The 24,986-nt window shown below is 64.1% G+C and carries 23 protein-coding genes; 13 read left to right on the top strand and 10 right to left on the bottom strand.

Going from position 1 to position 24,986, the window contains the following annotated elements:
* The first annotated feature begins 12 nt into the window (after positions 1-12).
* The 8 genes from N430_RS09700 to N430_RS09735 all read left to right on the top strand — a co-directional run bounded on the left by N430_RS09700 (position 13) and on the right by N430_RS09735 (position 9,002).
* A complete protein-coding gene (locus tag N430_RS09700; RefSeq protein ID WP_110635679.1) occupies positions 13-1,455 on the top strand; it encodes an alginate O-acetyltransferase in 1,443 nt (480 codons plus the stop codon).
* 7 nt (positions 1,456-1,462) lie between these two features.
* On the top strand, positions 1,463-2,566 hold the full coding sequence (locus tag N430_RS09705; RefSeq protein WP_110635676.1) for a mannuronate-specific alginate lyase: 1,104 nt from the start codon (positions 1,463-1,465) through the stop codon (positions 2,564-2,566).
* A gap of 139 nt (positions 2,567-2,705) precedes the next feature.
* On the top strand, positions 2,706-4,163 hold the full coding sequence (locus tag N430_RS09710) for an MBOAT family protein (RefSeq protein ID WP_110635673.1): 1,458 nt from the start codon (positions 2,706-2,708) through the stop codon (positions 4,161-4,163).
* A 10-nt stretch (positions 4,164-4,173) separates the two neighbouring features.
* The gene (locus N430_RS09715; RefSeq protein ID WP_110635670.1) at positions 4,174-5,331 is read left to right on the top strand and encodes an alginate O-acetyltransferase; all 1,158 of its coding nucleotides are present in this window, start codon (positions 4,174-4,176) and stop codon (positions 5,329-5,331) included.
* A gap of 20 nt (positions 5,332-5,351) precedes the next feature.
* A complete protein-coding gene (locus N430_RS09720; RefSeq protein WP_110635667.1) occupies positions 5,352-5,999 on the top strand; it encodes an alginate O-acetyltransferase AlgF in 648 nt (215 codons plus the stop codon).
* A 35-nt stretch (positions 6,000-6,034) separates the two neighbouring features.
* A complete protein-coding gene (locus N430_RS09725; protein ID WP_110635664.1) occupies positions 6,035-7,489 on the top strand; it encodes a mannose-1-phosphate guanylyltransferase/mannose-6-phosphate isomerase in 1,455 nt (484 codons plus the stop codon).
* 100 nt (positions 7,490-7,589) lie between these two features.
* On the top strand, positions 7,590-8,054 hold the full coding sequence (locus N430_RS09730) for a multidrug transporter (RefSeq protein WP_110635661.1): 465 nt from the start codon (positions 7,590-7,592) through the stop codon (positions 8,052-8,054).
* Positions 8,055-8,189: 135 nt separating this feature from the next.
* The gene (locus N430_RS09735; RefSeq protein WP_110635658.1) at positions 8,190-9,002 is read left to right on the top strand and encodes an SDR family oxidoreductase; all 813 of its coding nucleotides are present in this window, start codon (positions 8,190-8,192) and stop codon (positions 9,000-9,002) included.
* A 111-nt stretch (positions 9,003-9,113) separates the two neighbouring features.
* Here the strand turns inward: N430_RS09735 and N430_RS09740 are convergent, their stop codons facing one another.
* From N430_RS09740 to N430_RS09760, 5 genes are all read right to left on the bottom strand, one after another.
* Positions 9,114-9,908 (bottom strand): SDR family NAD(P)-dependent oxidoreductase, encoded by a 795-nt coding sequence (locus tag N430_RS09740; protein ID WP_110635655.1) that lies wholly within the window; start codon positions 9,906-9,908, stop codon positions 9,114-9,116.
* Positions 9,909-9,921: 13 nt separating this feature from the next.
* Positions 9,922-11,376: an efflux transporter outer membrane subunit gene (locus tag N430_RS09745; RefSeq protein ID WP_110635651.1), complete on the bottom strand. Its 1,455-nt coding sequence runs from the start codon at positions 11,374-11,376 to the stop codon at positions 9,922-9,924.
* Positions 11,373-12,434 carry an HlyD family secretion protein gene (locus N430_RS09750; RefSeq protein WP_110635647.1) on the bottom strand — a complete coding sequence of 354 codons (1,062 nt, stop codon included), beginning with the start codon at positions 12,432-12,434 and terminating at the stop codon, positions 11,373-11,375. Before N430_RS09750 ends, N430_RS09745 begins: the two co-directional genes overlap by 4 nt.
* 27 nt (positions 12,435-12,461) lie before the next feature.
* Entirely contained in the window at positions 12,462-14,003 is a 1,542-nt protein-coding gene (locus tag N430_RS09755; RefSeq protein ID WP_110635644.1) for an MFS transporter, read from the bottom strand.
* A gap of 227 nt (positions 14,004-14,230) precedes the next feature.
* Positions 14,231-15,139, bottom strand: a complete 909-nt coding sequence (locus N430_RS09760; protein WP_110635641.1) for a LysR family transcriptional regulator — start codon at positions 15,137-15,139, stop codon at positions 14,231-14,233.
* A gap of 272 nt (positions 15,140-15,411) precedes the next feature.
* Here N430_RS09760 and N430_RS09765 point away from each other — a divergent pair, with 272 nt between their 5' ends.
* The 3 genes from N430_RS09765 (at position 15,412) to N430_RS09775 (ending at position 16,758) form a co-directional block, all read left to right on the top strand.
* Positions 15,412-15,858, top strand: coding sequence for a universal stress protein (locus N430_RS09765; protein ID WP_110635638.1), 447 nt, complete (start codon positions 15,412-15,414; stop codon positions 15,856-15,858).
* A gap of 94 nt (positions 15,859-15,952) precedes the next feature.
* Positions 15,953-16,279 carry a type II toxin-antitoxin system PrlF family antitoxin gene (locus N430_RS09770; RefSeq protein ID WP_110635635.1) on the top strand — a complete coding sequence of 109 codons (327 nt, stop codon included), beginning with the start codon at positions 15,953-15,955 and terminating at the stop codon, positions 16,277-16,279.
* Complete coding sequence (locus tag N430_RS09775) at positions 16,276-16,758, top strand: type II toxin-antitoxin system YhaV family toxin (protein ID WP_110635632.1); 483 nt, start codon at positions 16,276-16,278, stop codon at positions 16,756-16,758. Before N430_RS09770 ends, N430_RS09775 begins: the two co-directional genes overlap by 4 nt.
* Before the next feature lie 6 nt (positions 16,759-16,764).
* Here the strand turns inward: N430_RS09775 and N430_RS09780 are convergent, their stop codons facing one another.
* From N430_RS09780 to N430_RS09800, 5 genes are all read right to left on the bottom strand, one after another.
* Positions 16,765-17,805, bottom strand: coding sequence for a YhcG family protein (locus N430_RS09780; RefSeq protein WP_110635629.1), 1,041 nt, complete (start codon positions 17,803-17,805; stop codon positions 16,765-16,767).
* Positions 17,806-17,984: 179 nt separating this feature from the next.
* Positions 17,985-18,845, bottom strand: coding sequence for an HlyD family secretion protein (locus N430_RS09785; RefSeq protein WP_110635626.1), 861 nt, complete (start codon positions 18,843-18,845; stop codon positions 17,985-17,987).
* Between the two features lie 10 nt (positions 18,846-18,855).
* On the bottom strand, positions 18,856-19,056 hold the full coding sequence (locus tag N430_RS09790; protein WP_008097766.1) for a DUF1656 domain-containing protein: 201 nt from the start codon (positions 19,054-19,056) through the stop codon (positions 18,856-18,858).
* Positions 19,046-21,223: an FUSC family protein gene (locus N430_RS09795; RefSeq protein WP_110635623.1), complete on the bottom strand. Its 2,178-nt coding sequence runs from the start codon at positions 21,221-21,223 to the stop codon at positions 19,046-19,048. Before N430_RS09795 ends, N430_RS09790 begins: the two co-directional genes overlap by 11 nt.
* Complete coding sequence (locus tag N430_RS09800; RefSeq protein WP_110635620.1) at positions 21,220-22,749, bottom strand: efflux transporter outer membrane subunit; 1,530 nt, start codon at positions 22,747-22,749, stop codon at positions 21,220-21,222. Before N430_RS09800 ends, N430_RS09795 begins: the two co-directional genes overlap by 4 nt.
* A 180-nt stretch (positions 22,750-22,929) precedes the next feature.
* On the opposite strand from N430_RS09800, the gene N430_RS09805 reads away from it, so the two are divergent.
* Both N430_RS09805 and N430_RS09810 read left to right on the top strand, forming a co-directional pair.
* Positions 22,930-23,877 carry a LysR family transcriptional regulator gene (locus N430_RS09805; protein WP_110635617.1) on the top strand — a complete coding sequence of 316 codons (948 nt, stop codon included), beginning with the start codon at positions 22,930-22,932 and terminating at the stop codon, positions 23,875-23,877.
* Between the two features lie 80 nt (positions 23,878-23,957).
* On the top strand, positions 23,958-24,932 hold the full coding sequence (locus tag N430_RS09810; protein ID WP_110635615.1) for a D-glycerate dehydrogenase: 975 nt from the start codon (positions 23,958-23,960) through the stop codon (positions 24,930-24,932).
* Positions 24,933-24,986 lie beyond the last annotated feature (54 nt).

A 24,986-nucleotide genomic window follows, 5' to 3' on the forward strand; every position in this document is an offset into this window, starting at 1 on the left:
GAAGCCCAGACCATGACTCCACACCTGATGAAACTGCTGGGCCTGTCCGCCGCCCTCCTGGCCATCAGCCAGGGCGTGCGCGCCGACGAAGTGAAGGCCCCGACCTTCACCGCCGAGCCTTGCTGCCAGCTGTGCCCCGAGGCGCATGACGCCAGCCGCTACACCACCCGCTACCAGCAGAACTTCACCACGCTGGTGCAGGCCCAGGGCGACTGGCTGTTCCGGACCCGCGAAGACCTGCGCACCGAGTTCAATACCACACCGGCCGGCTACAAGCGCCTGCAGCAGGTGCACGATGCGTTCAAGAAGCGCGGTGTGGAACTGGTCGTGGTCTACCAGCCGACCCGTGGCCTGGTGAACCGCAACATGCTCAAGCCCGAAGAGAAAGCCGCCTTCGACTACCAGAAGGCGCTGGGCAACTACCAGGCCATGCTCAAGCGCTTCGCCAGCATGGGCTACAACGTGCCCGACCTGTCTCCGCTGACCAACGAGCAGCTGGCCGCTGCCGACCAGGGCAAGGATTTCTACTTCCGCGGTGACCAGCACTGGACGCCCTACGGCGCCGAGCGCGCGGCGAAAATCGTGGCCGACACCGTGCACAAGATGCCGGCCTTCGAAGGCATCCCGCGCAAGGAATTCGAAACCCACAAGTCCGGGCGCATGGGCAAGACCGGCACCCTGCACAACGTCGCCGGCCAGCTCTGCGGCACCAGCTACGCGGTGCAGTACATGGACCAGTTCGCCACCGAGCCGAAAGGCTCGACCGGTGGCGGCGACGACCTGTTCGGTGACAGCGGCAACGCCCAGATCACCCTGGTCGGTACCAGTCACAGTGGCAAGAACTACAACTTCAGCGGCTTCCTCGAACAGTACATCGGCGCCGACGTGCTCAACGTCGCCTTCCCCGGTGGCGGCCTCGAAGGCTCGATGATCCAGTACCTGGGCAGCGAAGAATTCCAGAAGAACCCGCCGAAGATCCTCATCTGGGAATTCTCGCCGCTGTACCGCCTGGACCAGGAAACCATCTGGCGGCAGATCCTCGGCCTGCTCGACGACGGCTGCGATGCGCGCCCGGCGCTGATGAGCGCCAGCACCACGCTCAAGCCTGGCAAGAACGAGCTGATGGTCAACGGCAAGGGCGGCGTGATCAAGGACCTGGTCAACCGCAACCTGCAGATGGACATCAAGTTCGAAGACCCTTCGGTGAAGGTGCTGCAGGCCACCCTGTGGTACCTGAATGGTCGCCACGAGGACATCAAGCTGGAAAAACCGGAAACCTCCGACACCGACGGCCGCTTCGTCTTCCAGATGCGCGAAGACGAGGACTGGGCCAGCCAGAACCTGTTGGCCTTCGAGGTCCAGGGGCCGGAAAGCGGTACCCAGAAAGTCGAGGCCAAGCTCTGCAAACGCAACAACTTCGCCGTGCCCGCGCAGACTGCGCAGGCCGGACAGTGAGGCGATCATGACCATGCTCAAGCGAATCTTCAGCCCCGCCCTGCTCACCCTCGCCCTGTTCGGCGGTGCCGCCCATGCCGCACTGGTGCCCCCGCAGGGTTACTACGAGGGCATCGAGAAGCTGAAGACCGGTGACGGCAACTTCCGCTGCGAGCCGGCTCCCAAGCCGTACACCGGGGCGTTGCAGTTCCGCAGCAAGTACGAAGGCTCGGACAAGGCCCGGGCGACGCTCAACGTCGCCTCGGAAAAAGCCTTCCGCAAGTCCACCGAAGACATCACCACGCTCGAGAAGGGCGTGAGCAAGATGGTCGGCCAGTACATGCGTGACGGCCGCCCGGCACAGCTCGACTGCACCCTGGCTTGGCTCGGTAGCTGGGCACGTGCGGGGGCGCTGCTGTCCACCGACTACAACCACACCGGCAAGTCCATGCGCAAATGGGCGCTGGGCAGCATGAGTGGGTCGTGGCTGCGCCTGAAGTTCTCCAACTCGCAGCCGCTGGCCGCGCACCAGGCCGAGGCCGAGCTGATCGAGAAGTGGTTCGCCCGCCTCGCCGAGCAGACCGTGCGCGACTGGAGCGACCTGCCGCTGGAGAAGATCAACAACCACAGCTACTGGGCGGCCTGGTCGGTGATGGCCACCGCCGTGGCCACCGACCGCCGCGACCTGTTCGACTGGGCCGTGAAGGAATACAAGATCGGCGCCAACCAGGTAGACGATCAGGGCTTCCTGCCCAACGAAATCAAGCGCAAGCAGCGCGCCCTGGCCTATCACAACTATGCCTTGCCGCCGCTGGCGATGATCGCCAGCTTCGCCCAGGTCAACGGCGTCGACCTGCGCGCCGAGAACAACTTCGCCCTGCAACGTCTGGGCGAAGGCGTGTTGGCCGGTGCCCGCGACCCAAGCCACTTCAAGGAGCGCGCAGGTGAGAAGCAGGACCTGACCGATCTCAAGGTCGACAGCAAGTACTCCTGGCTCGAGCCCTGGTGTGCGCTCTATCACTGCGTTGGCGACACCCTGCAGCGCAAGCAGCACATGCAGCCGTTCAACAGCTTCAGGCTCGGCGGCGACATGACCCGGGTCTACGACCCGAGTGCAGAGAGCAAGAAATGAATTGAACCCCATGTGGGGTTGGAACCTGTGGGAGCGGGCATACCCGCTCCCACAGGGACCTAGGTGACCTTCCGGTTTTGCACTGGGGGGTTTGGGGGGCGCTTTGCCCTGGATGCTGTGAACAAAAAGGAGAACCGGGATGGTCTTCTCGTCCAACGTGTTCCTGTTCCTGTTCTTGCCGATATTCCTCGGCCTGTACTACTTGAGCGGGCAACGCTATCGCAACCTGCTGCTGCTGGTCGCCAGCTACATCTTCTATGCCTGGTGGCGGGTCGACTTCCTCGCACTGTTCGCCGGCGTGACCCTGTGGAACTACTGGATCGGCCTGAAAGTCGGCGCCGCTGGCGTGCGCACCAAGCCGGCCCAGCGTTGGCTGCTGCTGGGCGTCGGCGTGGACCTGACGATCCTCGGCTACTTCAAGTACGCCAACTTCGGCGTCGACAGCCTCAACGCGATCATCACCTCGTTCGGCCTGGAGCCGTTCATCCTTACCCACGTGCTGCTGCCGATCGGTATCTCGTTCTACATCTTCGAGTCGATCAGCTACATCATCGACGTGTACCGCGGCGACACCCCGGCCACCCGCAACCTGATCGACTTCGCAGCGTTCGTGGCGATCTTCCCGCACCTGATCGCCGGCCCGGTGCTGCGCTTCAAGGACCTGGTCGACCAGTTCAACAACCGCACCCATACCCTGGACAAGTTCTCCGAAGGCTGCACCCGCTTCATGCAGGGCTTCATCAAGAAGGTGTTCATCGCCGACACCCTGGCGGTGGTCGCCGACCATTGCTTCGCCCTGCAGAACCCGACTACCGGTGACGCCTGGCTGGGCGCCCTGGCCTACACCGCGCAGCTGTACTTCGACTTCAGCGGCTACAGCGACATGGCCATCGGCCTGGGCCTGATGATGGGCTTCCGCTTCATGGAGAACTTCAAGCAACCGTACATCAGCCAGTCGATCACCGAGTTCTGGCGGCGCTGGCACATCAGCCTGTCGACCTGGCTGCGCGACTACCTGTACATCACCCTGGGCGGTAACCGCAAAGGCACCTTCAACACCTACCGCAACCTGTTCCTGACCATGCTGCTGGGCGGCCTGTGGCACGGTGCCAACTTCACCTACATCATCTGGGGCGCCTGGCACGGCATGTGGCTGGCGATCGAGCGGGCGCTGGGCATCGACACCAACCCGCAGCGCTTCAACCCGGTCAAGTGGGCCTTCACCTTCCTGCTGGTGGTGGTCGGCTGGGTGATCTTCCGCGCCGAGAACCTGCATGTGGCCGCCCGCATGTATGGCGCCATGTTCAGCTTCGGCGAGTGGCAGCTGTCGGAACTCAACCGCGCCCAGCTCACCGGCCTGCAGGTAGCGACCCTGGTGATCGCCTACCTCACCCTGGCGTTCTTCGGCCTGCGCGACTTCTACCGCAACGCGAAACCGACGGCGAACGCCACCCCGGTGCAGGTCAACGCCGACGGCTCGATCGGCCTGGACTGGACCCGGGTGATGACCCGCGCCCTGATCCTGCTGCTGTTCGTGGCCTCGATCCTCAAGCTTTCGGCGCAGAGCTACTCGCCGTTCCTGTACTTCCAGTTCTGAGGTGGATGACATGACCCGGACATTACGCGTCACCTATTCCCTGTCGTTCCTCGGCCTGCTGGTGGGCATGGGCGCCTGGTCCACCGGCGGCTTCGAGAGCTTCCATCGCACCGAGCAGATGACCCTGCTCAACGGCAAGCTGGCCAAGGCCGCCGAAACCCACTACGACGACCAGTTCCCGATCAAGCGCCTGGGCACCAACCTCTGGGCCGCACTGGACTTCAAGCTGTTCAACGAAGGCCGCCCGGGCGTGGTGCTGGGCCGCGACCAATGGTTGTTCAGCGATGAAGAATTCAAGCCCACTGCCGGCGCCGAGCAGCTGATGCAGGACAACCTGGCACTGATCCGTGGCGTGCGCGACACCTTGCAGAAGCACGGCAGCCAGTTGGTGCTGGCGATCATCCCGGCCAAGGCGCGGGTATATTCCGAGTACATCGGCAAGGAGCAACCGGCCAGCCTGCATGACGACCTGTACAACCAGTTCCATGCCCAGGCGCGCCAGGCCAACGTGTTCGCCCCCGACCTGATGGCCGCGCTGGAACAGGCCAAGGCCCGCGGCCAGGTGTTCCTGCGCACCGACACCCACTGGACGCCGATGGGTGCCGAAGTGGCGGCGCAGGCACTGGCCGAAGCGGTCAGCCGCCAGAACCTGCTCAACGGCGACCCACAGACTTTCATCACCGAAGCCGGCAGCACCGCCCCGTACAAGGGCGACCTGACCAACTTCCTGCCGCTGGACCCGCTGTTCAGCAACCTGCTGCCGACCCCGGACAACCTGCAGCAACGCAGCACTCGTCCAGTCGCGCCCCAAGGAGATGGCGGCGACGCCCTGTTCGCCGACAGCCAGATCCCGGTCGCCCTGGTGGGCACCAGCTACAGCGCCAACCCGCACTGGAACTTCCTCGGTGCGTTGCAGCAAGCGCTGCACAGCGACGTCGCCAACTACGCCGAAGACGGTCACGGCCCGCTGCTGCCGATGCTCAAGTACCTGCAGAGCGATGCCTTCAAGAACGCCGCGCCACAAGTGGTGGTGTGGGAATTCCCCGAACGTTACCTGCCCATGACCAACGACCTCAGCAGCTTTGATCCGAAGTGGATCGCGCAGCTGAAGAACGCCCGTCAATCCGAAGAAAACCTGGCCTTGTCGTCCACCCGGACGAATCACTGATCGATAGAGAGGAAATGCACATGACTACCAAGACTTCCATTGCCAAAGCCCTCACCCTCGCGGCCGGCCTTTCCCTTGCTTCCATGCAGGCCTTCGCCGGTGCCGATGCCGCGCTGTACGGCCCGAGCGCACCGAAGGGCTCGACCTTCGTGCGCCTGTACAACGCCACCAGCGCCCCGGCTGCGGCCAGCGTCGGCAACACCCAGATCAAGCAGGTTGGCGCCCAGGCCAGCAGCGACTTCAGCTTCCTGCCAGGCGGTGACTACACCGCCCAGGTCGGCGGCAAGAGCGTGCCGGTGAAGCTGGCTGCGGACAAGTACTACACCCTGGTCAACAGCACCAGCGGCAGCCCGCAGCTGATCGAAGAACCCCCGTTCAAGAACAAGCAGAAAGCCCTGGTGCGCGTGCAGAACCTCAGCGACCAGGCGGTGACCCTGAAGACCGCCGACGGCAAGACCGAAGTGGTGCCGTCGGTGGCCACCAAGGGCCGTGGCGAGCGTGAGATCAATCCGGTCAAGGTCAACCTGGCCTTGTTCGAAGGCAACAAGAAAGTCAGCGACCTGAAACCGGTCGCCCTGGAGCGTGGCGAAGCGGCCGTGCTGTACGTAACGGGTTCCGGCAGCAACTTGTCGCCGGTGTGGGTAACTCGCCCCGTGGCTAGCAACTGATCCCCCTGCCTCATAACGACTATTGGAGAAACATGATGATCCCGGTAATTCTTTCTGGTGGTAGCGGTTCCCGTCTGTGGCCTCTGTCGCGCAAGCAGTTCCCCAAGCAGTTCCTGGCGCTGACCGGTGAACACACGCTGTTCCAGCAGACCCTCTCGCGCCTGCGCTTCGAGGGCATGGACACCCCGATCGTGGTCTGCAACAAGGACCACAAGTTCATCGTCCAGGAGCAGCTCGCTGCCCTGAAACTGGAAACCCAGGGCATCCTGATGGAGCCGTTCGGGCGCAACACCGCGCCAGCAGTGGCGATGACCGCCATGAAGCTGGTCAACGAAGGCCGTGACGACCTGATGCTGGTGCTGCCCGCCGACCACGTGATCGACGACCAGAAGGCCCTGCAACGTGCCCTGGCCCTGGCCACCGTGGCTGCCGAGCGCGGCGAGATGGTGCTGTTCGGCGTGCCGGCCACCAAGCCGGAAACCGGCTACGGCTACATCCGTTCCAGCCAGGACGCGCTGCTGCCCGAAGGCGTGGCCCGGGTCGCCCAGTTCGTCGAGAAGCCTGACGAGAAGCGCGCTGCCGAGTTCGTCGCCGCCGGTGGCTACTTCTGGAACAGCGGCATGTTCCTGTTCCGCGCCAGCCGCTTCCTCGAAGAACTGAAGAAGCACGATGCAGACATCTACGACACCTGCGTGCTGGCCCTGGAGCGCAGCGATGAGGACGGCGATGTGCTGAGCATCGACGAAGCCACCTTCGAATGCTGCCCGGACAACTCCATCGACTACGCGGTGATGGAAAAGACCCAGCGCGCCTGCGTGGTGCCGATGTCGGCCGGCTGGAGCGATGTCGGTTGCTGGTCGTCGCTGTGGGAAGTGCACGACAAGGACGCCGACGGCAACGTCACCAAGGGCGACGTGGTGGTGCAGGACAGCCGCAACTGCATGATCCACGGCAACGGCAAGCTGGTGTCGGTGATCGGCCTGGAGAACATCGTCGTGGTCGAGACCAAGGACGCGATGATGATTGCCCACAAGGACAAGGTCCAGGGCGTCAAGCAGATGGTCAAGACCCTCGACGAGCAGGGCCGCAGCGAAACCCAGAACCACCTGGAAGTGTATCGCCCGTGGGGCTCGTACGACTCGGTGGACATGGGCGGCCGCTTCCAGGTCAAGCACATCACCGTCAAGCCGGGCGCCAGCCTGTCGCTGCAGATGCACCACCACCGCGCCGAGCACTGGATCGTGGTGTCCGGCACCGCCGAGGTGACCTGTGACGAGAACGTGTTCCTGCTCACCGAGAACCAGTCGACCTACATCCCGATCGCCTCGATCCACCGCCTGCGCAACCCGGGCAAGATCCCGCTGGAGATCATCGAGGTGCAGTCCGGCAGCTACCTGGGCGAGGACGACATCGAACGCTTCGAGGATGTGTATGGGCGTACGTCCACGCCGGTCGAGCGTGGCGTGTCGGTGAAGACCATCGCGCAGTAAGCAATACCCAAGGGGCCGCCAATGCGGCCCCTTCCTTTTGAGGCCGGCCTGATTTGGCGCTACGATGGTCAGACCTGCGCAACCAAGGTCTGCCTGCCCCATGATCATCGGTGCCTTTCTTATCCTCACCTGGCTGGTGCTGCTGTTGCGCTACCCGGCCAAGGCCTTGCCGATCACCCTCGCCGCCATCTGTGGCCTCGGCCTCGTGGCAATGTTCGTCATCTGGCAGGACAGCCGCGAAGCCTCGCAACTGGCACGCCTGGAACTGCGCCTTACCTATGCTCCCGAACACTGCCCTGCCGACCGAGCGCTGCAAGTGCGCATGAAGAACGGCAACCAGGTGCCCCTGACCGAACTGCGCTGGCGTGTGGCGGCGTATGCACCGGGCGATACCGTGAACCTGGCGGAAAACACCTACAACGCACCGCGCTACCGTGGGCCGGGTGAATTGCAGCCGGGTGCCGAGTGGAAAGATTGCTTGCCTCTGCCACCACTACGCTCGGGGTACCGCCCACAGACATTGGAATTCCGTGCAGAGCATCTGCAAGGTACATTTGCCAACTAGTCCAGCGCCTGTTCCGGCCCTTTCGCGGGCAAGCCCGCTCCCACAGGGATAACGCTGTACCCGTGGGAGCGGGCTTGCCCGCGAAGAGGCCGGCACAGGTTAAACAAACCCCACCTGCCAACAGGCCCCCCAACCATGCCCACCGTCCTGATCACCGGTTGTTCCAGCGGCATCGGCCGCGCCCTGGCCGACGCCTTCCGCGATGCCGGCCACCACGTCTGGGCCACCGCCCGCAAAGCTGAGGATGTCGAGCGCCTGAACGCCGCCGGCTTCAGCGCCCGGCAACTGGATGTGAACGACAGCGAGGGCCTGGCCCGTCTGGCCGAGGAACTCGAAACCCTCGACATCCTGATCAACAACGCCGGCTACGGCGCGATGGGACCGCTGCTCGATGGCGGCGTCGATGCCCTGCGCCAGCAGTTCGAAACCAATGTCTTCGCCGTGGTCGGGGTCACCCGCGCCCTGTTCCCGCTGCTGCGTCGCGCACGCGGGTTGGTGGTGAATATCGGCAGTGTCTCGGGCGTCCTGGTCACGCCATTCGCCGGGGCCTACTGCGCATCCAAGGCTGCCGTACATGCCTTGAGCGATGCCCTGCGCCTGGAGCTGGCGCCGTTCGGGATCCAGGTGATGGAAGTGCAGCCGGGGGCGATTGCCTCGCAGTTCGCCAGCAATGCCCAGCGCCAGGCCGATCAGGTGTTGGCGGCGGACTCGGCGTGGTGGCCGCTGCGCGAGCATGTGCAGGCGCGGGCACGGGCGTCGCAGGACAAGCCGACGTCGGCGGCGGTATTTGCCCAAGGGGTGTTGGCGGCGGTAGGCAAGTCACCGGTGCCGGCGGTGGTGCGATTGGGCAATGGCAGCACGGCGTTGCCATTGATGGCCCGGTTGCTGCCTACGCGCTTGCTCGACTGGGCATTGCGCAAGCGCTTCGGGCTACTCCGCCCCCTTTGATATCGGTGTCGGCCTCTTCGCGGGCAAGCCCGCTCCCACATTGTCCGCGTTGTTGCTGATCCTTGTGGGAGCGGGCTTGCCCGCGAAGAGGCCGGCACAGGCAATAGAAAATCAGGCGATGGAGCGCAGCACTCCGCCATCCACCCGCAAGGCCGCCCCGGTCGTCGCACTGGCCTGCACCGAAGCCAGGTAGACCACCATGTTGGCCACCTCCTCCACAGTCGCCAGCCGCTTGATCAGCGAAGTCGGCCGGTGCTCGGCGAGGAAATTGGCCTCCAGCTCATCGCTGGAAACCCCCTGTTCCTGCGCCAGCTTGGCAAAGAAATCGCCCACGCCTTCCGAGCGGGTCGGCCCCGGCAGCACCGAGTTCACGGTCACCCCGGTGCCGGCCAGGGTCTCGGCCAGGCCACGGGACACCGCCAGCAGTGCTGTCTTGGTCATGCCGTAATGAATCATCTCGGTCGGGATCTGCAACGCCGATTCACTGGACAGGAAGATCACCCGCCCCCACTTGCGCTCGGCCATGCCCTGGGCGTAATGGCGCGACAGGCGCACGGCGCTGAGCACGTTGACGTCGAAGAAGCGCTGCCAGTCGGCATCGTCGATCTCAAAGAACGGCTTGGGCTCGAAGATACCGAGGTTGTTGACCAGGATATCGGTGTGCGGCACCTGATCGAACAGCTGCTGCGCGCCCTCTGTCGTGGCCAGATCGGCGGCGATGCCGATGATGCGCGCTTGCGGCAGACGCTCGCGCACGGCCTTGAGTGCTTCGTCGACACGGGCCTGGGTGCGGCCATTGAGTACCACTTCGGCGCCCGCCTCGGCCAGGCCGATGGCGATCGCCAGGCCGATGCCGGCGGTGGAGCCGCTGACAATGGCGCGCTTGCCGTTCAAGGAAATGTGCATCTGTGCTCCCTCTCTAACTGTGAGAATGCTGCGGCTGCTCATCGAATGCCTGCCAGCCACCGCCCAAGGCCTTGTACAGCCCCACCAGCGCCTGCGACACCGCGGCAGAACTGTCGATCCACTGCTCTTCGCTGGCCAGCAAGGCACCCTGCACGGTCAGCACGTTGAGAAAGTCCACCGCCCCTTCCACATACTGGCGCTGGGCGGTTTCCAGGGCGATGCGGTTCTGCCGCACCGCTTCGGCCAGGTGGTCGCGACGCAACTGGCTGGCGTTGTACAGGCGTAGCACATCGTCGATTTCGTGCCAGGCACCGAGCACCACCTTGCGGTAGTTGAGTGCCGCTTCTTGCTGCTGCGCCTCGCGCAGTTGCAGGGTGCCCTTGAGCCGGCCACCCTCGAAGATCGGCAACGACAACTGCGGGCCGAAGGCGAAGCGACGCGAATCCCAGCCGCCAAAATCCGCCAGCTGCATGGCCTGGAAACCAACACTGCCGGACAGGCGGATGCTGGGATAGAAGTCGGCCTTGGCGACCCCAATGCTCGCGGTCGCGGCATGCAGGCGCGCTTCGGCCTGGCGAATGTCCGGGCGGCGTTCGGCCAACTCGGACGGCAAGCCAATGGCAAACGTCTGCTGCGGAGCCGGCAGCTCACCGCCTGGCAGCAGCTCGGCCTGCAGGCTGCGCGGCGGTTCGGCGGCGAGCAGGCTGAGGGCGTTGATCAGGTCGTCGCGCCGGGCTTCGAGGCTAGGCAGTCGCGCCTCGATGGATGCCACCTGAGCGCTGGCCTGGGCCACGTCGAGCCGGGTGGCGACACCTTCGGCCTGGCGATCCTGGGACAGCTTCAGGCTGTGCTCGGCAACCTTGAGGTTGTCGCGGGTCACGTCCAGGGTGTGCTGCACGGCACGCAGCTGAATGTAGTTGCCGGCGGTTTCCGCGAGTAGCGCCAGCAGCACACCGCGGCGGTCGTTCTCGGCCACTTCCACGGTAGCATCCGCGGCCTCGACCTGGCGCCGCACGCGGCCCCAGAGGTCCAGCTCCCAACCGGCGACCAGGTCGCCTTGCCAAAGGTTGAAGGCTGACTTGCCGGCATTGCCAGACGGGTCGCTCAAGCCTTCGGCGCTGTTACGGGCACGGCTGTAACCGACGTTGGCATCGACCGATGGCGTTTCGTCAGCCGCCACTGTGGCGCGCAGGGATCGGCTTTGCAGCAGGCGGGCACTGGCCATCTGCAGGTCGAGGTTGTTGTCGGCAACCCGCTGGATCAGTGCGCTCAGGCGGGCATCATGGAAGGTTTCCCACCAGCGCAGCTCCAGTGGTTCGGCTTGTGGCTGGCTGGCAGCGGCTTGGCCTTGCAGCGCTGCCCATTGCTGTGGTGCCTGGCTGTCCGGGCGTTGAAAGTCCGGCCCGAGGGTGCAGCCGGCCATCAGCACGGCCAGCAGCAGCGGGCTCAAGCGTACGGCAGGTTTCATCGGGCGCTCACCTCTTTGCCGGCCAGCTTGTCGCCGTGGGTGTCGATGGTTGCCTCGACCGACATGCCCACGCGCAGGCGTTCGAGCAGCGGCTGGCCGTCATCGAAGACGATCTTCACCGGAATGCGTTGCACCACCTTGGTGAAGTTGCCAGTGGCGTTGTCCGGCTTCACCGCAGCGAAGGTCACGCCAGTGGCCGGGGCGATGCTCTCGACATGGCCTTTGAGGGTTTCACCGGAGAAGGTGTCGACGCTGATGCTGACCGGCTGGCCGGGCTGCACATGGGTCAGCTGGGTTTCCTGGAAGTTGCCGACCACGTAGGCATGCTGCAGCGGCACCACCGACAGCAGGCGCGCACCCGGGTTGACGAAGGCGCCGACGCGCAGCGCCCGCTCGCCGACCATGCCGTCGACCGGCGCGGTGATGCGGGTGTAGGACAGGTCCAGCTGGGCCTTCTCCAGGCCGGCTTCGGCCCGCTTCAACTGGCCGTCGGCACTGGCCACCTGGGCCGTGAGGATGTCCACCTGCTTGCGTGTCGCCACCAGCGCCGCCTGGGCGTTGGCTAGCCGGGCACGGGCCTGGTCGACCCGGCTGCGTGCCTGCTGGGCGTTCTGCACGGTGCCGGCGCCCTGCTCGGCCAGGCGGCTGTAGCGGTTGACCTCATGGTCGGCGAACGCCGCTTCAGCCTGGGCCGCCGTCACCGCCGCCTGGGCCTGGGCAATCAGTGCGGCCTGGCGCTCCAGGGTGGCGCGGGCATCGGCGCTTTGCGCCTTGGCTACCAACAACTGGGCCTGGGCAGCATCCAGCGCCGCCTGGTAATCACGGGCATCGATGGTCGCCAGCAACTGGCCGGCCTGCACCTGCTGGTTGTCTTCGACCAGTACTTCCTTGATGAAGCCGGCGACCTTGGGGGCGACCACGGTGTAATCGGCGATCACGTAAGCATCGTTGGTGCTCTGCCGGTGGTCGCTGCCGAACAGCCAGGGGCCGACGATGCCGGCCAGCACGGCCACGGCGAGCACCGAGCCGATCAAGAGGGTTTTACGGTTGTTGGTCATGTTCAGTGTCTCGAATTCATCCAGGGTTCAGGCCACCGCGCGCGGCGGATAGACCCGGGTAGGCACGAAAGGAATCAGGCAGATCAGCGCCACGGCGATGCAGGCCATGACCAGGTACAGGTCGGACGAAGTCAGCACCAGCGCCTGGTCATGGAGGCGCTTGGCAAGGCCCGCGGCGTTGTCGTCGATCAGCGGGGCATTGCCCAGGCTGTCCACCAGGTGGTTGGAATGAAAGTGCCGGCGCAGGGTGCCCAGGGCATCCAGCAGGCCACCGGCAATCACGGCGGCCAGGCCTTTGACGGTGTTGAACCAGCTGGAGGCGAACGGCCCTTCCTGCGGGCTCATGCCGTTGGTGGAGAGCATCAGCAGCGGCAGCACGGCCATTGGCTGGCCAAATACCTGCAGCAGGTAGAACGGGTAGAAATCGCCACGGATCCACTCGCTGGTCAGCAAGCTGCTACCCACGCACGACACCGCCAGCATGGCCAAGCCGATGGCCAGCACCCAGCGGCAGTCCACCGCACGGATGTTGCACAGCGCTGCAGTCAGTGGCAGCGCGATCAGCTGCGGCATGGCCACCAGCATCATCAGCGGACTGGTCTGCGCCGGGCGGTAGCCCTGGATCTGCGCCAGGTACGCCGATGGAATGCTGCCCACGCCAGACAGCACGATCAGCACGCCGGCCAGGGTCACCAGGGCGAAACTGAGGTTGCGCCGCTGCAGCATGCGCAGCTGGAAGAACGGCAGCGGCTCGGACCATTCGTTGTACATGAACAGCACCAGCAGCAGCACGCCACCGCCGAGCAACCAGCAGATCAGCGGCGAATCGAACCAGCCCCAGCGGTCACCCAGCGACAGGCCGAGGACGATGCAGCTGATGGCCGGCAGGCCGAGCAACACGCCGCGCCAGTCGAACTGCTTGAAGCGCTCCAGGCGCAATGGGTCCTGCGGCAGCCCCCAGCCGACGCAGAACATCGCCAGTGCCGAGGGCAGGATGATCTGCCAGAACGCCCACTGCCAACCGACGTACTCGGTCCACAGGCCCGCCAGCGGCGTACCAAGGTTGGGCCCGAAAGTGGCGGTCAGGGCGTAGCAGGCCAGGCCATAGACCTTGATGCCAGGTGGCAGGAAGCGCAGCGCCACGCTCATCAGCATCGGCGGCAGGGCACCCGAGGCGAAGCCTTGAAGTACGCGCAGCAGCATCAGGCTGTGCAGGTTGGGGGCGAACGGTTGCAGCAGCCCGAGCACGGCGAACAGGCCGACCGCACTCATGGTGAAGCGGCGCAGGGAAAAAGTGGTAGCCAGCCAAGGTGCGAAGGCCATCGCCGACACCGAGGCAGCACTGTAAACCGCCAGCAGCCAAGCCCCTTCGTCGGCGCCAATGCCCATGGCGCCGCGAATGTCAGCGAGGGAAATCTTGGTGACCGACTCGTTCAGGCCGGCACACAGTACGGCCAGCAACACACCGAACAGCCCGACCACCACCCGCAGGCCGAACGCCGTCTGCGCAGGTGCGGCCGGCGCGGGAGCGGCGGCAATCGCGGCAGAAGGGGCGGACAGGGAACTCATGGGCAGACATCTCCAGCAACAAATTTGCGACTGGAGCCAGTCTAAGAAGGTCGAATGCTGACGAAAACTGACTTCTCGGCAGGTTTAAGTTGCGCCAGGCGCAATCCGTTCCTGAACCGAGTCGCCTGCTTCGCGGGCGCGCCCGCTCCCACAGCGATATTCACAGTTATTGAGGGTTGCGGTGTACCTGTGGGAGCGGGCATGCCCGCGAAGAATCCAACCTGGTCTCAAGGGTCGACACTGCAACAGGCCTTCAAGGTCTGCCGCAGCCAGCGATGCGCCGGGTCGTTGTGAAAGCGCGGGTGCCACGCCTGCAGCACGGTCACCCGCTCCAGCGGCACCGGGATCTCGAACGAGCGCAACGGCAGCCCGAGCTTATGCACGCTGTTGAGGATATTGGCCGGCATCGGCAGGATCAGGTCGGAATCCGGTAGCGAAAACAATGCCGAATGGAAACTCGGGGTAATCAGCGCCACCCGCCGCTGGACCTTGAAGTTGGCCAGTTCGACATCGATCGGCCCGTTGGCCCGACCACGGCGAGACACGCTGATCTGTGGATAACTGGCGAAGCTGGTCGGCGTGATCGGTTGGTCGAAGATCGGATGGTCGCGTCGGGCCAGGCCGACATAGTAAGTCTGGAACAGGCTCTGCACCTTGATTTCCGGGCCCAGGTCGACGGTCGAGCTGATGATCAGGTCGGTGCGCCCATCGCGCAGCACGCTGTCGTCATCGCCACCAGGGCTTTCCGGCACGAAGCGCAGCACCGTGCGTGGCGCCTGTTCATGCATGCGCCGCAGCAGCTGGGCGCCATACAAGGCGATGAACAGGTCATTGGTGCGAATGTTGAAGGCGCGATCGAGCCGGGGCAGGTCGACCTCATCGGCGCTGCGGAACACCTCGCCAGCCTGCTCCACCAGCGCCGCCACCTGCTCGCGCAGGGCCAGCGCCCGCGGGGTCGGCACCAGGCCACGGCCGGCACGCACCAGGATCGGGTCGCCCAGGGCATCGCGGATACGCCCCAGCGTGCGGCTCATCGCCGCCGGGCTCAGGTTCATGCGCTGCGCGGCGCCGACCACGCTGCCTTCATCGAGCAGGGCATCGAGGGCGACGAGCAGGTTCATGTCCGGGAGTTGCATGGCCATTTTCCGTGACAGCTGTGGGGAAAGGCGATGGTAGCAGGTTGGTGGATTGCACCAGACGCAATGCGCTCGTGCGTGGTGGGGCATTTATTCACTGGCCGTGTTCGGCCATAAATGAACGATAGGCAGGCTTGGCCCTTTCGCGGGGCAAGCCCGCTCCTACAGGAATCCCACAATGCTCAAGTGGTGTGCAGTACCTGTGGGAGCGGGCTTGCCCGCGAAAGGGCCGGACCTGCTGAATCATCTGTCCGCTTCAAGAAGGATTCCACATGCCCAGCCCCGTCCTGATCGCCATCGATGCCTCACCCGCCTCCACCGCCCTGCTCACGCTCGCCCGCCGCTACTGCCGCCCCGGCGAGCACGAACTGCACGTGCTGCTGGCCATCGACTCAACCTTCGCCGTGCACGACAAACCCGCGCCCTACACCGCCGAGGAACTGGAGGAATACCCTGCCGCCTGCGAGGAGCAACGCCTGGGCGATCGCGCCGTGGGTGAAGCCGTTCAGTTACTGCAAGAGGCCGGCTTCAGCAGCCAGGGCTGCATGGTCGCCGGGCAGCCGGTCGAGGCGATTGTCACCAAGGCGCAGGCACTGAATTGCGAGCTGATCATCATGGGCCACCGCCACCTGTCGCGGTTGGGGCGGTTGCTGGACCCGTCGATCAGCGCGAAGGTGATTGACCGGGTTGAGGTGCCGGTGTTGGTGGGGGCCGCTTGAACCGCTGATCAGTCAGGTAATGCGATTGCATTGACCAGGCAATGCAATCGCATTACCTTGATAGGCATCGTTGTAACTCTATGGACAACCGCCCATGGCTACCACCTTCGAAGTCGAGTCCACGCTGACCGAACGTTACCAGACCACCGTTCCTGAAACAGTGCGCCGTGCTTTGGGCTTGAAAAAGCGTGACAAGATCCATTACTCGATTCGCCCTGACGGTGATGTGATACTCACCCGCGCAGAGGCAACCGAGGACGATCCCGTGCTAGGCCAGTTCCTGAAATTTCTGGCTCACGACATCGCCACCAATCCTCAACGGTTGCAGGTTGTCGATGCTGACCTCATCGCTCGCCTCGACAAGCTCGTGGGTGATGCAGAGGTCGACCTGGATCAACCTCTGTCGGCGGAAGATGAATGAATGATGCGCACAGGAAGCCGCTTGTAATTCATGGATGGACTGTCTTTGCCCACCCGCTGTTCCTGGCCAAACTGGAAGCGCTGAGCGCACAAGTTCAGGCTCAGATGCAGAAAGACCCGGCGGGTTACACGAAGAAGAATGCTTTCAAACGGCTGGCGGCCATCAGACGCTTGGCATTTGATGTGATCCCCCAGGACCCAACCAAGGCGGAGTACCGGCAGGGCGCAACGCTGGGTAGTGACCACAAGCACTGGTTCAGAGCGAAGTTCTTCCAGCAATACCGATTGTTCTTTCGCTACCACGCTGCCAGCCGGATCATCGTGCTGGCATGGGTCAATGACGAATCTTGTAAGCGGGCCTACGACAGCAGCGACGACGCTTACAAAATCTTTCAAAAGATGCTGCTAACCGGCCACCCTCCGGACGATTGGGATCAATTGCTGAAAGAGTGCGAGCCTGCACATGCCAGGCCCAGATAGCAGCACTCACTCTTGACGACTAGCCAGCTCGCGCTCGATCTGCTCGATACTGGGCAAGCTTGCCTGTAACTCTTCCGGCAACGCATCGGTCAACTGAAACTCAGCGACGCCAATCGGCTGGGCCTTGCCACGCAAGGCGTATTCAGCGACCACCTTGTTCTTGCCTTTGCAGAGCAACAAGCCAATCGTGGGATTGTCTTGCTCCAGCTTCATCTGCAGGTCAACTGCCGTGAGGTAGAAGCTCAGTTGCCCCAGATGTTCCGGCTTGAACTTTTCGGCCTTCAACTCTATGACCACATAGCAGCGCAGCTTCAGGTGATAAAACAGGAGGTCGATGTAAAAATCATCGCCTCCAACTTCCACAGGGACCTGGCGCCCAACGAAGGCAAAACCCGCTCCGAGGTCAAGCAGAAACTGAGTAATGTGTTCTACCAGTGCGGCTTCAATCTCTCGCTCACTGGCTTCCTGACCAACATCCAGAAAGTCGAACAGGTAAGGGTCCTTGAGAAGCTGACCCGCCAGGTCAGTGCCTGGGGACTTTAACCGCTCTGAAAAATTGGAAGTGACATTGCCTTCCCTCTCCAGCAATCTGGACTCGATGTGCATCTGCAAGGTGGATCGTGACCACCCGCACTCCGATGCTCGCGCCGCATACGCAAGCCTCTCGTCCGGTTTCTTAAGCTTCGTCAGCAGCACCAGATTATGGCCCCAAGGCAATTGTCCAACAGCCTGTTGGACAATTGCCTCATCTGGCCAAGCTTCAGCAAACGCACGCATGTACATCAGATTGGCCCGAGAGAACCCCTTCATCGCGGGAAAGGCGGTTTTCAGGTCATGAGCCAGCCGCCCTATGACCTTGGCGCCCCAACCTTGAGCTGCTTGACGTTCGATAATATCTCGCCCAAGACGCCAATAAAGCCCTACCAGCTCCCGATTCACGGCAAGGCTGGCCTTTTGCTGGGCTTTATGAATCCGGACTTTCAGATCAGCAAGCCAGGTACTGTAACCCTGGGGCGTGTCGATCAGAGCCAACGGTTTATCAGGCATGGGGAGACTTCCTCAAACAGGCGACGGACTGCTTTAATGGCGTCCCAGACTGCTCCCCTGGAAATACAACGCCAATAGCTGCCCCCATCGACTTTTCCTTGATTCAAGTAGGCTTTTTCCTAAAGCCCCTCCGCCCCCTGCAACGAACAACACGTTCACGACATTTCACGTGATCAGCTTTATCCCTCGCTCGGCTTCACCACCACCGTACAGGTCGTCCCCGCCGCCAGCAGGAAACCGTCCGGCACTTCATCGATGTGAATCCGCACCGGCACCCGCTGCGCCAGGCGCACCCAGTTGAAGGTCGGGTTCACATCGGCGATCAGCTCGCGGCTCTGTGGGTTGTCGCGGTCGTAGATGCCGCGGGCGATGCTCTCCACATGCCCCTTGATGCGCTCACCGCTCATCATCTGCAGCTCGGCCTGGTCGCCGACCTTCACATGCGGCAACTTGGTTTCCTCGAAGAAGCCGTAGACCCAGAACGAGTTCTCGTCGACCACTGCCATCACCGCTTCGCCGGTACGCGCATAGTCGCCCTTGTGGATGTTCAGGTTGGTCACGTAGCCGTCTACCGTGGCGACGATATGGGTGCGCTTGAGGTTCAGCTCGGCCGCCGCCAGTTCAGCCTGGGCCTGCTGGTAGTCGGCCAGGGCGGAGTTGGCGATGTTGCTGGCGTCGTCGCGGTTTTCCTTGGAGATCACCAGGTTGTCCATGTCGGCGCGGCGCTTGGCGTTTACCTTGCGCATTTCCCAGGTGGCCTTGCGCGAGGCGACCAAGGCCTTGGCCTGGTCGACCGCCAGCTGGTAGTGCTCAGGGTCGATCTGGATCAGCAGGTCGCCCTTCTTCACCCGCTGGTTATCCTTGACCGGCACATCTACCACATAGCCCGGCACGTCGGCGGCGACGTTGATGATGTCGGCGCGCACGCGGCCATCGCGGGTCCACGGCGTGGTCATGTAGTGCAACCACAACTGGCGACCGATCACCACGGCAGCGGTCAGCACCAGCAGGGTGGCGATCAGGCTGAAGAACTTTTTCATCGAAGGATTCTCACCAGTAGAGCGACAGCGCCAGGGCGCCGAACAGGCAGACGAACAGGCTCAGGCGCAGCAGCGCCGGGTGCCAGAAGAAGCGGTAGCCATCATGGCTGGCAATGAACCGGTCCAGGCCCCAGGCCAGGCCCAGGGCGAACAGGAACATCAAGGTCATAGTGGGCATGTACACGCCATGGAAGGCGATCTCACGGGGCATGATGAAGTCCTTTCGCCGGTGCCAGCGGCGACTGTGGGTCCAGCAGGGATGAACGGATGAAGTGCAGGTAGCTCTGCGCACGGCGCAGCACCGAGGTGTCGAAGTGCCGGGCGAAAGGTTCGTCGGTGGCCTGCACGCGAGCGATGGCGTGGTCCACCGCGACCAGTGCGCGCTCGTGGTTGCTGGCGCTGGGCTGCAGGAACAGGCGGGCCAGGGCGCGGCCCATGACCCGAATGGCCTGGCGCCACGGCTGTGACTCGGCGTAGGCCGGGTGGATCGGGGCACGGGCCTGCTCCTTGCGCAGTTCGATGATCGCGTGGCCGATCTCCAGCACGGTGAACATCCAGCCCATCAGTTGGCTCTGCACCTGCGGCTTGCCGGCCGCCAGGCCATAGGCCTGGTGCAACAGGTCGCGGGTGCGGCTTTCGAAGGCCGAGCCGAGGCCGCGCAGGCGGCCGCTGATGGCAAACAGCACCTGCCCGCGCAGCTCCTGCTCCAGGCGGCTCCACAGCCAGCGGCTGTTCGGCGGCAGGATGATCGCCCCTGCCGCAGCGCAGACGAACATGCCGATGACCATGCCGATGTAGTCGTTGATGAAGCTGTACGGGTCGTAGACGGTCAGGTTGTTGGGCACCGAGCCGATGGCGAAGAACACCAGCAGGCCAATGCCGTAACCGGCGTACGCCGGCCGCGACGAGAGGAATGCACCGAGCACGAACACCGGCGCCAGGACCATGCACAGCAGCGGGAAGCCGTCGATCCAGGGGAACACGAAGAAGGTTTCGAAGAAGCCGATGAAAGCCCCGATCGCCGTGCCGCAGGCCATCTGGAACGACATGCGCTTGGGGTTCGGCGAAGCGGCCGAGAGGCCCACGGTGACGGTGGCGATCAGGGTCATCATGGCGCCGCTGGGCCAGTCGCTCATCAGCCAGTAGCTGCCCAGCAGCAACAGCACCGCCGAAGCGCGCACACCAGCGGCCAGCGACACCAGCCAGCTGGTCTGCGCCACGTAGGGTTCGTCCCACTGCTCGCGCTCGTGCTTGTGCGCGGCCAGCGAGGCGTGGGTCTCGGCGTAGCTGTACATCTCGTCGACGAAGCGGTAGAGCAGCTCGAACGCGGTGTGGAAGTCGAGCAGGTCGGATTCGCTGGGCTGGGTTGCCACATAGTCGGCGCGCAGGCCACGCACCTGCGCCTGCAGGCCTTCCTTGTAGGCCGCCAGCTCCAGGGTCAGGCGCAGCGCATCGGCGTCGGTCAGGGCCCGGCCGACATAGGGCTGCAGCAGCTCCACCAAGGTGTTCAGGCCCGGCTCGATGGCGCCGACGATCTGCAGCGGGCCGCGGGCGCGCAGGCGCTCCAGCAGGCGGTGCAAGGCGTTGAAGCGGGTGGTGATGGCCATGAACTCGCTGTTCATGCGCACCAGGCGGCCAGAGCGGCGGCGCATGTGCGGGTCTTCGAAGGCGGTGACGTTGCGCAGGCTCTCCAGCCCCACCGCTTCGGCGACGAAGCGCACGTTGCTGCTCTCGAAGCGGTCGCGCTGGCTATCGCCACGCAAGGCTTCCACCACTACCCCGGCGAATACGCCAAAGCGCTGGTACAGGGCGTTGCGCATGGCGGCACTGGCCGACTGCGGCAGGATCGCAGCGCTGACGAAGGTCGACACCAGGATGCCCAGGGCGATTTCCAGCACCCGCCATACGGCCGCCATGAACGCCTGGTCCGGGTGCTGCAGCACGGGCAGGCCGATCATCGCCGCGGTGTAGCCGGCGAGCACGAAGCCATAGGCGCGGAAGGTGCGGTAGCGCATGGCGCCGGCCGAGCACAGGCCAACCCACACTGCCAGGCTGGGCAGGAACAGTTCGGTGTTCTGCGGGAAGATGGCAATCAGCGCGACCATCATCGCCGAGCCGGCCAGGGTGCCAAGCACCCGGTAGAAGCTCTTGGCGAACACATGGCCGCTCTGCGGCTGCATGACGATGAACACGGTAATCATCGCCGTGCGCGGTTGCGGCAATTCCAGGCGCATGGCCAGCCACAGGGTGATGAACGCGGCCGCCAGCACCTTGAAGATGTACACCCAGGTCACCCCGTCGGTGCGCGCCCAGGCGAAGAAGCCCCGGCGCCATTCCAGGCTCTGCAGCCAGCGCACGGGCAAACTGGAAGTGCTCATTCGGCGTTATCCGGCTTCTTGTCGAAAATGGCCAGGGTGGCCGGGGTTTTCGGCGCGGCCTGGCGTTCTTCCTTCGGCACGTCCTGGCCAGCCTGCAGGCCGCCGCCCAGGGCGGTGACCAGCTCGGCATGGGCAATCAGGCGTGCAGCCTGCACCTGCTGCTGCACCTGCTGTTGGCGGAACAACAGGGTCTGCGCATTGAGCACATTGAGGTAGTCGGTCAGGCCGCGCTGGAAGGCTACCGTGGCGATGTCGTAGGTCTTCTGTGCAGCGGCCACCGACTCGGCGGCGAAGTGCGACTGCTCCTTCATCGATTCCCGGCGGATCAGCTGGTCGGAAATGTTCTTCAGCGCACCGACCACTGTCTGGTTGTAGCGCGCCACGGCCACGTCATAACCCGCCGAGGCAACGCCCAGTTGCGAGCGCAGGCGGCCGCCGTCGAAGATCGGCAGGCTGATCGCCGGGCCGACGTTGTAGTTGAACTTGCGCCCGGTCAGGAACTCCAGCGGGCCACCGCCGGTGGCCATGAAGCCGAGGCTGCCGACCAGGTCGACGTTGGGGAAGAAACCGGCATGGGCGACATCGATGCCACGGGCCTGGGCGGCGACCTGCCAGCGGCTGGCGACCACGTCCGGTCGCTGGCCGACCAGTTCGGCTGGCAGGTTCGATGGCAGTTTCAGAGGCGCCGCGAGGGCCAGGGTCGGCCGTTGCAACTGTGCGCCCTCCCCTGGGCCTTTGCCCGCCAGCGCCGCCAGCTGGTTGCGGGTCAGGGCGATTTCCTCGTCGAGGCTGTCGAGCTGGCGATGGGTTTCGGGCAGCGGTGCCTCGGCCTGGCTGACTTCGAAATGGGTGCCGATGCCGCCGTCCAGGCGACGCTTGGCCAGGGCCAGGATCTGCTCCTGCTGCTCGAGCTCGGCCTTGACGATGTCACGCTGGGCGAAATGCAGGCTCAGCTGGATGTAGGCACGCACCACGTTGTTCTGCAGTTCCAGCTGCGCCTGGCGGGCCTCGGCCACGCTCATGTGCGCCTGGTCCACCGCCTGCTCGCTGGCGTTGCGTTCGCGGCCCCACAGGTCCAGCGCGTAGCTGAAGCCGAAGGCGGCGTTGTTGTCCCAGGTGTTGGCGCCCGACAACGCGCCAGGGCCGTAGAACTGATCCTCGGGCCAGTTGTGCCGCTTGAGCGTGGCGTCACCATTGACCTGGAGCTTTTCCGCCGACTCGACCACACCGGCCATGGCCTTGGCTTCACGCACACGCGCCGCCGCCATGGCCAGGCTCGGGCTACCGGCCACGGCCAGGTCGATCCAGCGGTCGAGTTGTGGGTCGCCATAGGCCTGCCACCAGCGCTGCTCAGGCCAGTGCGCGTCGCTGGCCGCTTCGCGAATGGCCGCGTCGGTGGTCAAGGTATTGGCTTGCAGGGTCTTGCTTTGCGGGGCGATACCCCAGGTTCCGATACAGCCGCTCAAGGTGAGACTAAGGGCACAGGCACTGAACACTTGAAGCGTTCTGATGATGCGACGCGGCACAGCTGCGATTTCCCGAGGAAGAGGTGGAGGGGCCGGGCAATTCTAGGGGGCCGCTGCACTGGCGATAAGCGCATATTCCTGCGAATCTTTGTTACCGAAACAGCGATAATCCGGCTTTGGTCGAACGCACATTCGCGTTACTTCGTGACACAATTTTGTCCTCTACCTTGAGAGTGACCCATGGACACCCTGCAAAATATGCGTGCTTTCAGTTGCGTAGCCCAGCTAGGCAGCTTTACCGCTGCCGCGGCGCAACTGGATACGACCACCGCGAACGTGTCGCGGGCGGTCTCCAACCTGGAAGCCCATCTGCAAACCCGGCTGCTCAACCGCACCACCCGGCGCATCGCCCTGACCGAAGCCGGCAAGCGCTACCTGATGCGCTGTGAACAGATTCTTACCTACGTCGAAGAAGCCGAAGCCGAAGCCAGCGACGCCCATGCCCGGCCCGCCGGCCAGCTGAAGGTGCATTCGATGACCGGGGTCGGTCAGCACTTCGTGGTCGATGCCATCGCCCGTTACCGCGAGTCGCACCCGGACGTGACCTTCGACCTGACCATGGCCAACCGCGTGCCCGACCTGCTCGACGAGGGTTACGACGTGTCCATCGTGCTGGCCACCGAGCTGCCAGACTCCGGTTTCGTCTCGCAGCGCCTGGGCATCACCTACAGCATTGTCTGTGCCTCGCCCGAGTACGTGGCCAAGCATGGTTTTGCGCACAAGCCGATCGACCTGCTCCAGCATTCCTGCCTGCGCATGGTCAGCCCGGTGATCCCGCTGGAAAAATGGCTGTTCGACGGCCCGGAAGGCCAGGAACTGGTCAACATCACCAGCTCGCCGTTCCAGGTCAACTCGGCGGATGCGATGAAAACCGCGATCCGCAGCGGCATGGGCATGGGCGTGTTGCCGATCTACTCGGTGATCGATGGCCTGCGTGACGGCAGCCTGGTGCGGGTGATGCCGGAGTACCGGCTGCAGGAACTGAACCTGTATGCCATCTACCCTTCGCGCCAGTACCTGGATGCCAAGATCAAGACCTGGGTCGAATACCTGCGCAACTCGCTGCCGGAAATTCTGGCGGCCCATGAGGCCGACCTGAAAACCCATGAATTGCTGATCGCCAACTGAAAAAGCTGCTGCACCACGGCGGTGGACAATGGTAGGTTGCTAACCAATCAACCCCAGCCACCGCCCTGAGAAGTTGCCCGATGAAAAAGACCGTCCTGGCCTTCAGCCGCATCACCCCGGCCATGGCCGAGCGCCTGCAGCAAGACTTCAACGTGATCGTGCCGAACCCCAAGCTCGGCGATATCAGTGCCCAGTTCAACGAAGCCCTGCCCGAGGCCCACGGCCTGATCGGCGCCGGCCGCAAGCTCGGCCGCACGCAGCTCGAAGGCGCGGGCAAGCTCGAAGTGGTGTCCAGCGTCTCGGTAGGCTTCGACAATTACGACGTCGACTATTTCAACGAGCGCGGCATCGCCCTGACCAACACCCCAGACGTGCTCACCGAAAGCACCGCCGACCTGGGCTTCTCGCTGATCATGGGCTGCGCCCGCCGTACCGCCGAGCTCGACGCCTGGACCAAGGCCGGCAACTGGCAGGCCACGGTTGCCCCTTCGCACTTCGGTAGCGATGTGCATGACAAGACGCTGGGCATCGTCGGCCTGGGAAATATCGGCGCCGCCATCGCCCGCCGCGGCCGCTTCGGCTTCAACATGTCGATCCTGTATGCCGGCAACAGCCGCAAGACCGCGCTGGAACAGGAACTGGGCGCCCAGTACCGCAGCCTCGAGCAGCTGCTGGCCGAGGCCGACTTCGTCTGCCTGGTGGTGCCGCTGTCCGACGCCACGCGCAAGTTGATCGGCGCCCGTGAACTGAAGCTGATGAAACCGAGCGCGTTCCTGATCAACATCGCCCGTGGCCCGGTGGTCGACGAGGCGGCGCTGATCGAGGCGCTGCAGAACGGCACCATTCGCGGCGCAGGGCTGGATGTGTATGAGAAGGAGCCGCTGAGCGAGTCGCCGCTGTTCCAGCTGCCCAATGCGCTGACCTTGCCGCACATTGGTTCGGCGACTGCCGAGACCCGCGAGGCCATGGCCAACCGGGCGATGGAGAACCTGCGGGCGGCGTTGCTCGGTGAGCGGCCACGGGATCTGGTGAATCCACAGGTTTGGAAAGGTTGAAGGTTCTCTAGCGCCTGTACCGGCGTCTTCGCGGGCGCGCCCGCTCCCACAGGT

This window comes from Pseudomonas sp. CC120222-01a (assembly GCF_003097235.1).
In the GTDB taxonomy this organism is placed as follows: domain Bacteria; phylum Pseudomonadota; class Gammaproteobacteria; order Pseudomonadales; family Pseudomonadaceae; genus Aquipseudomonas.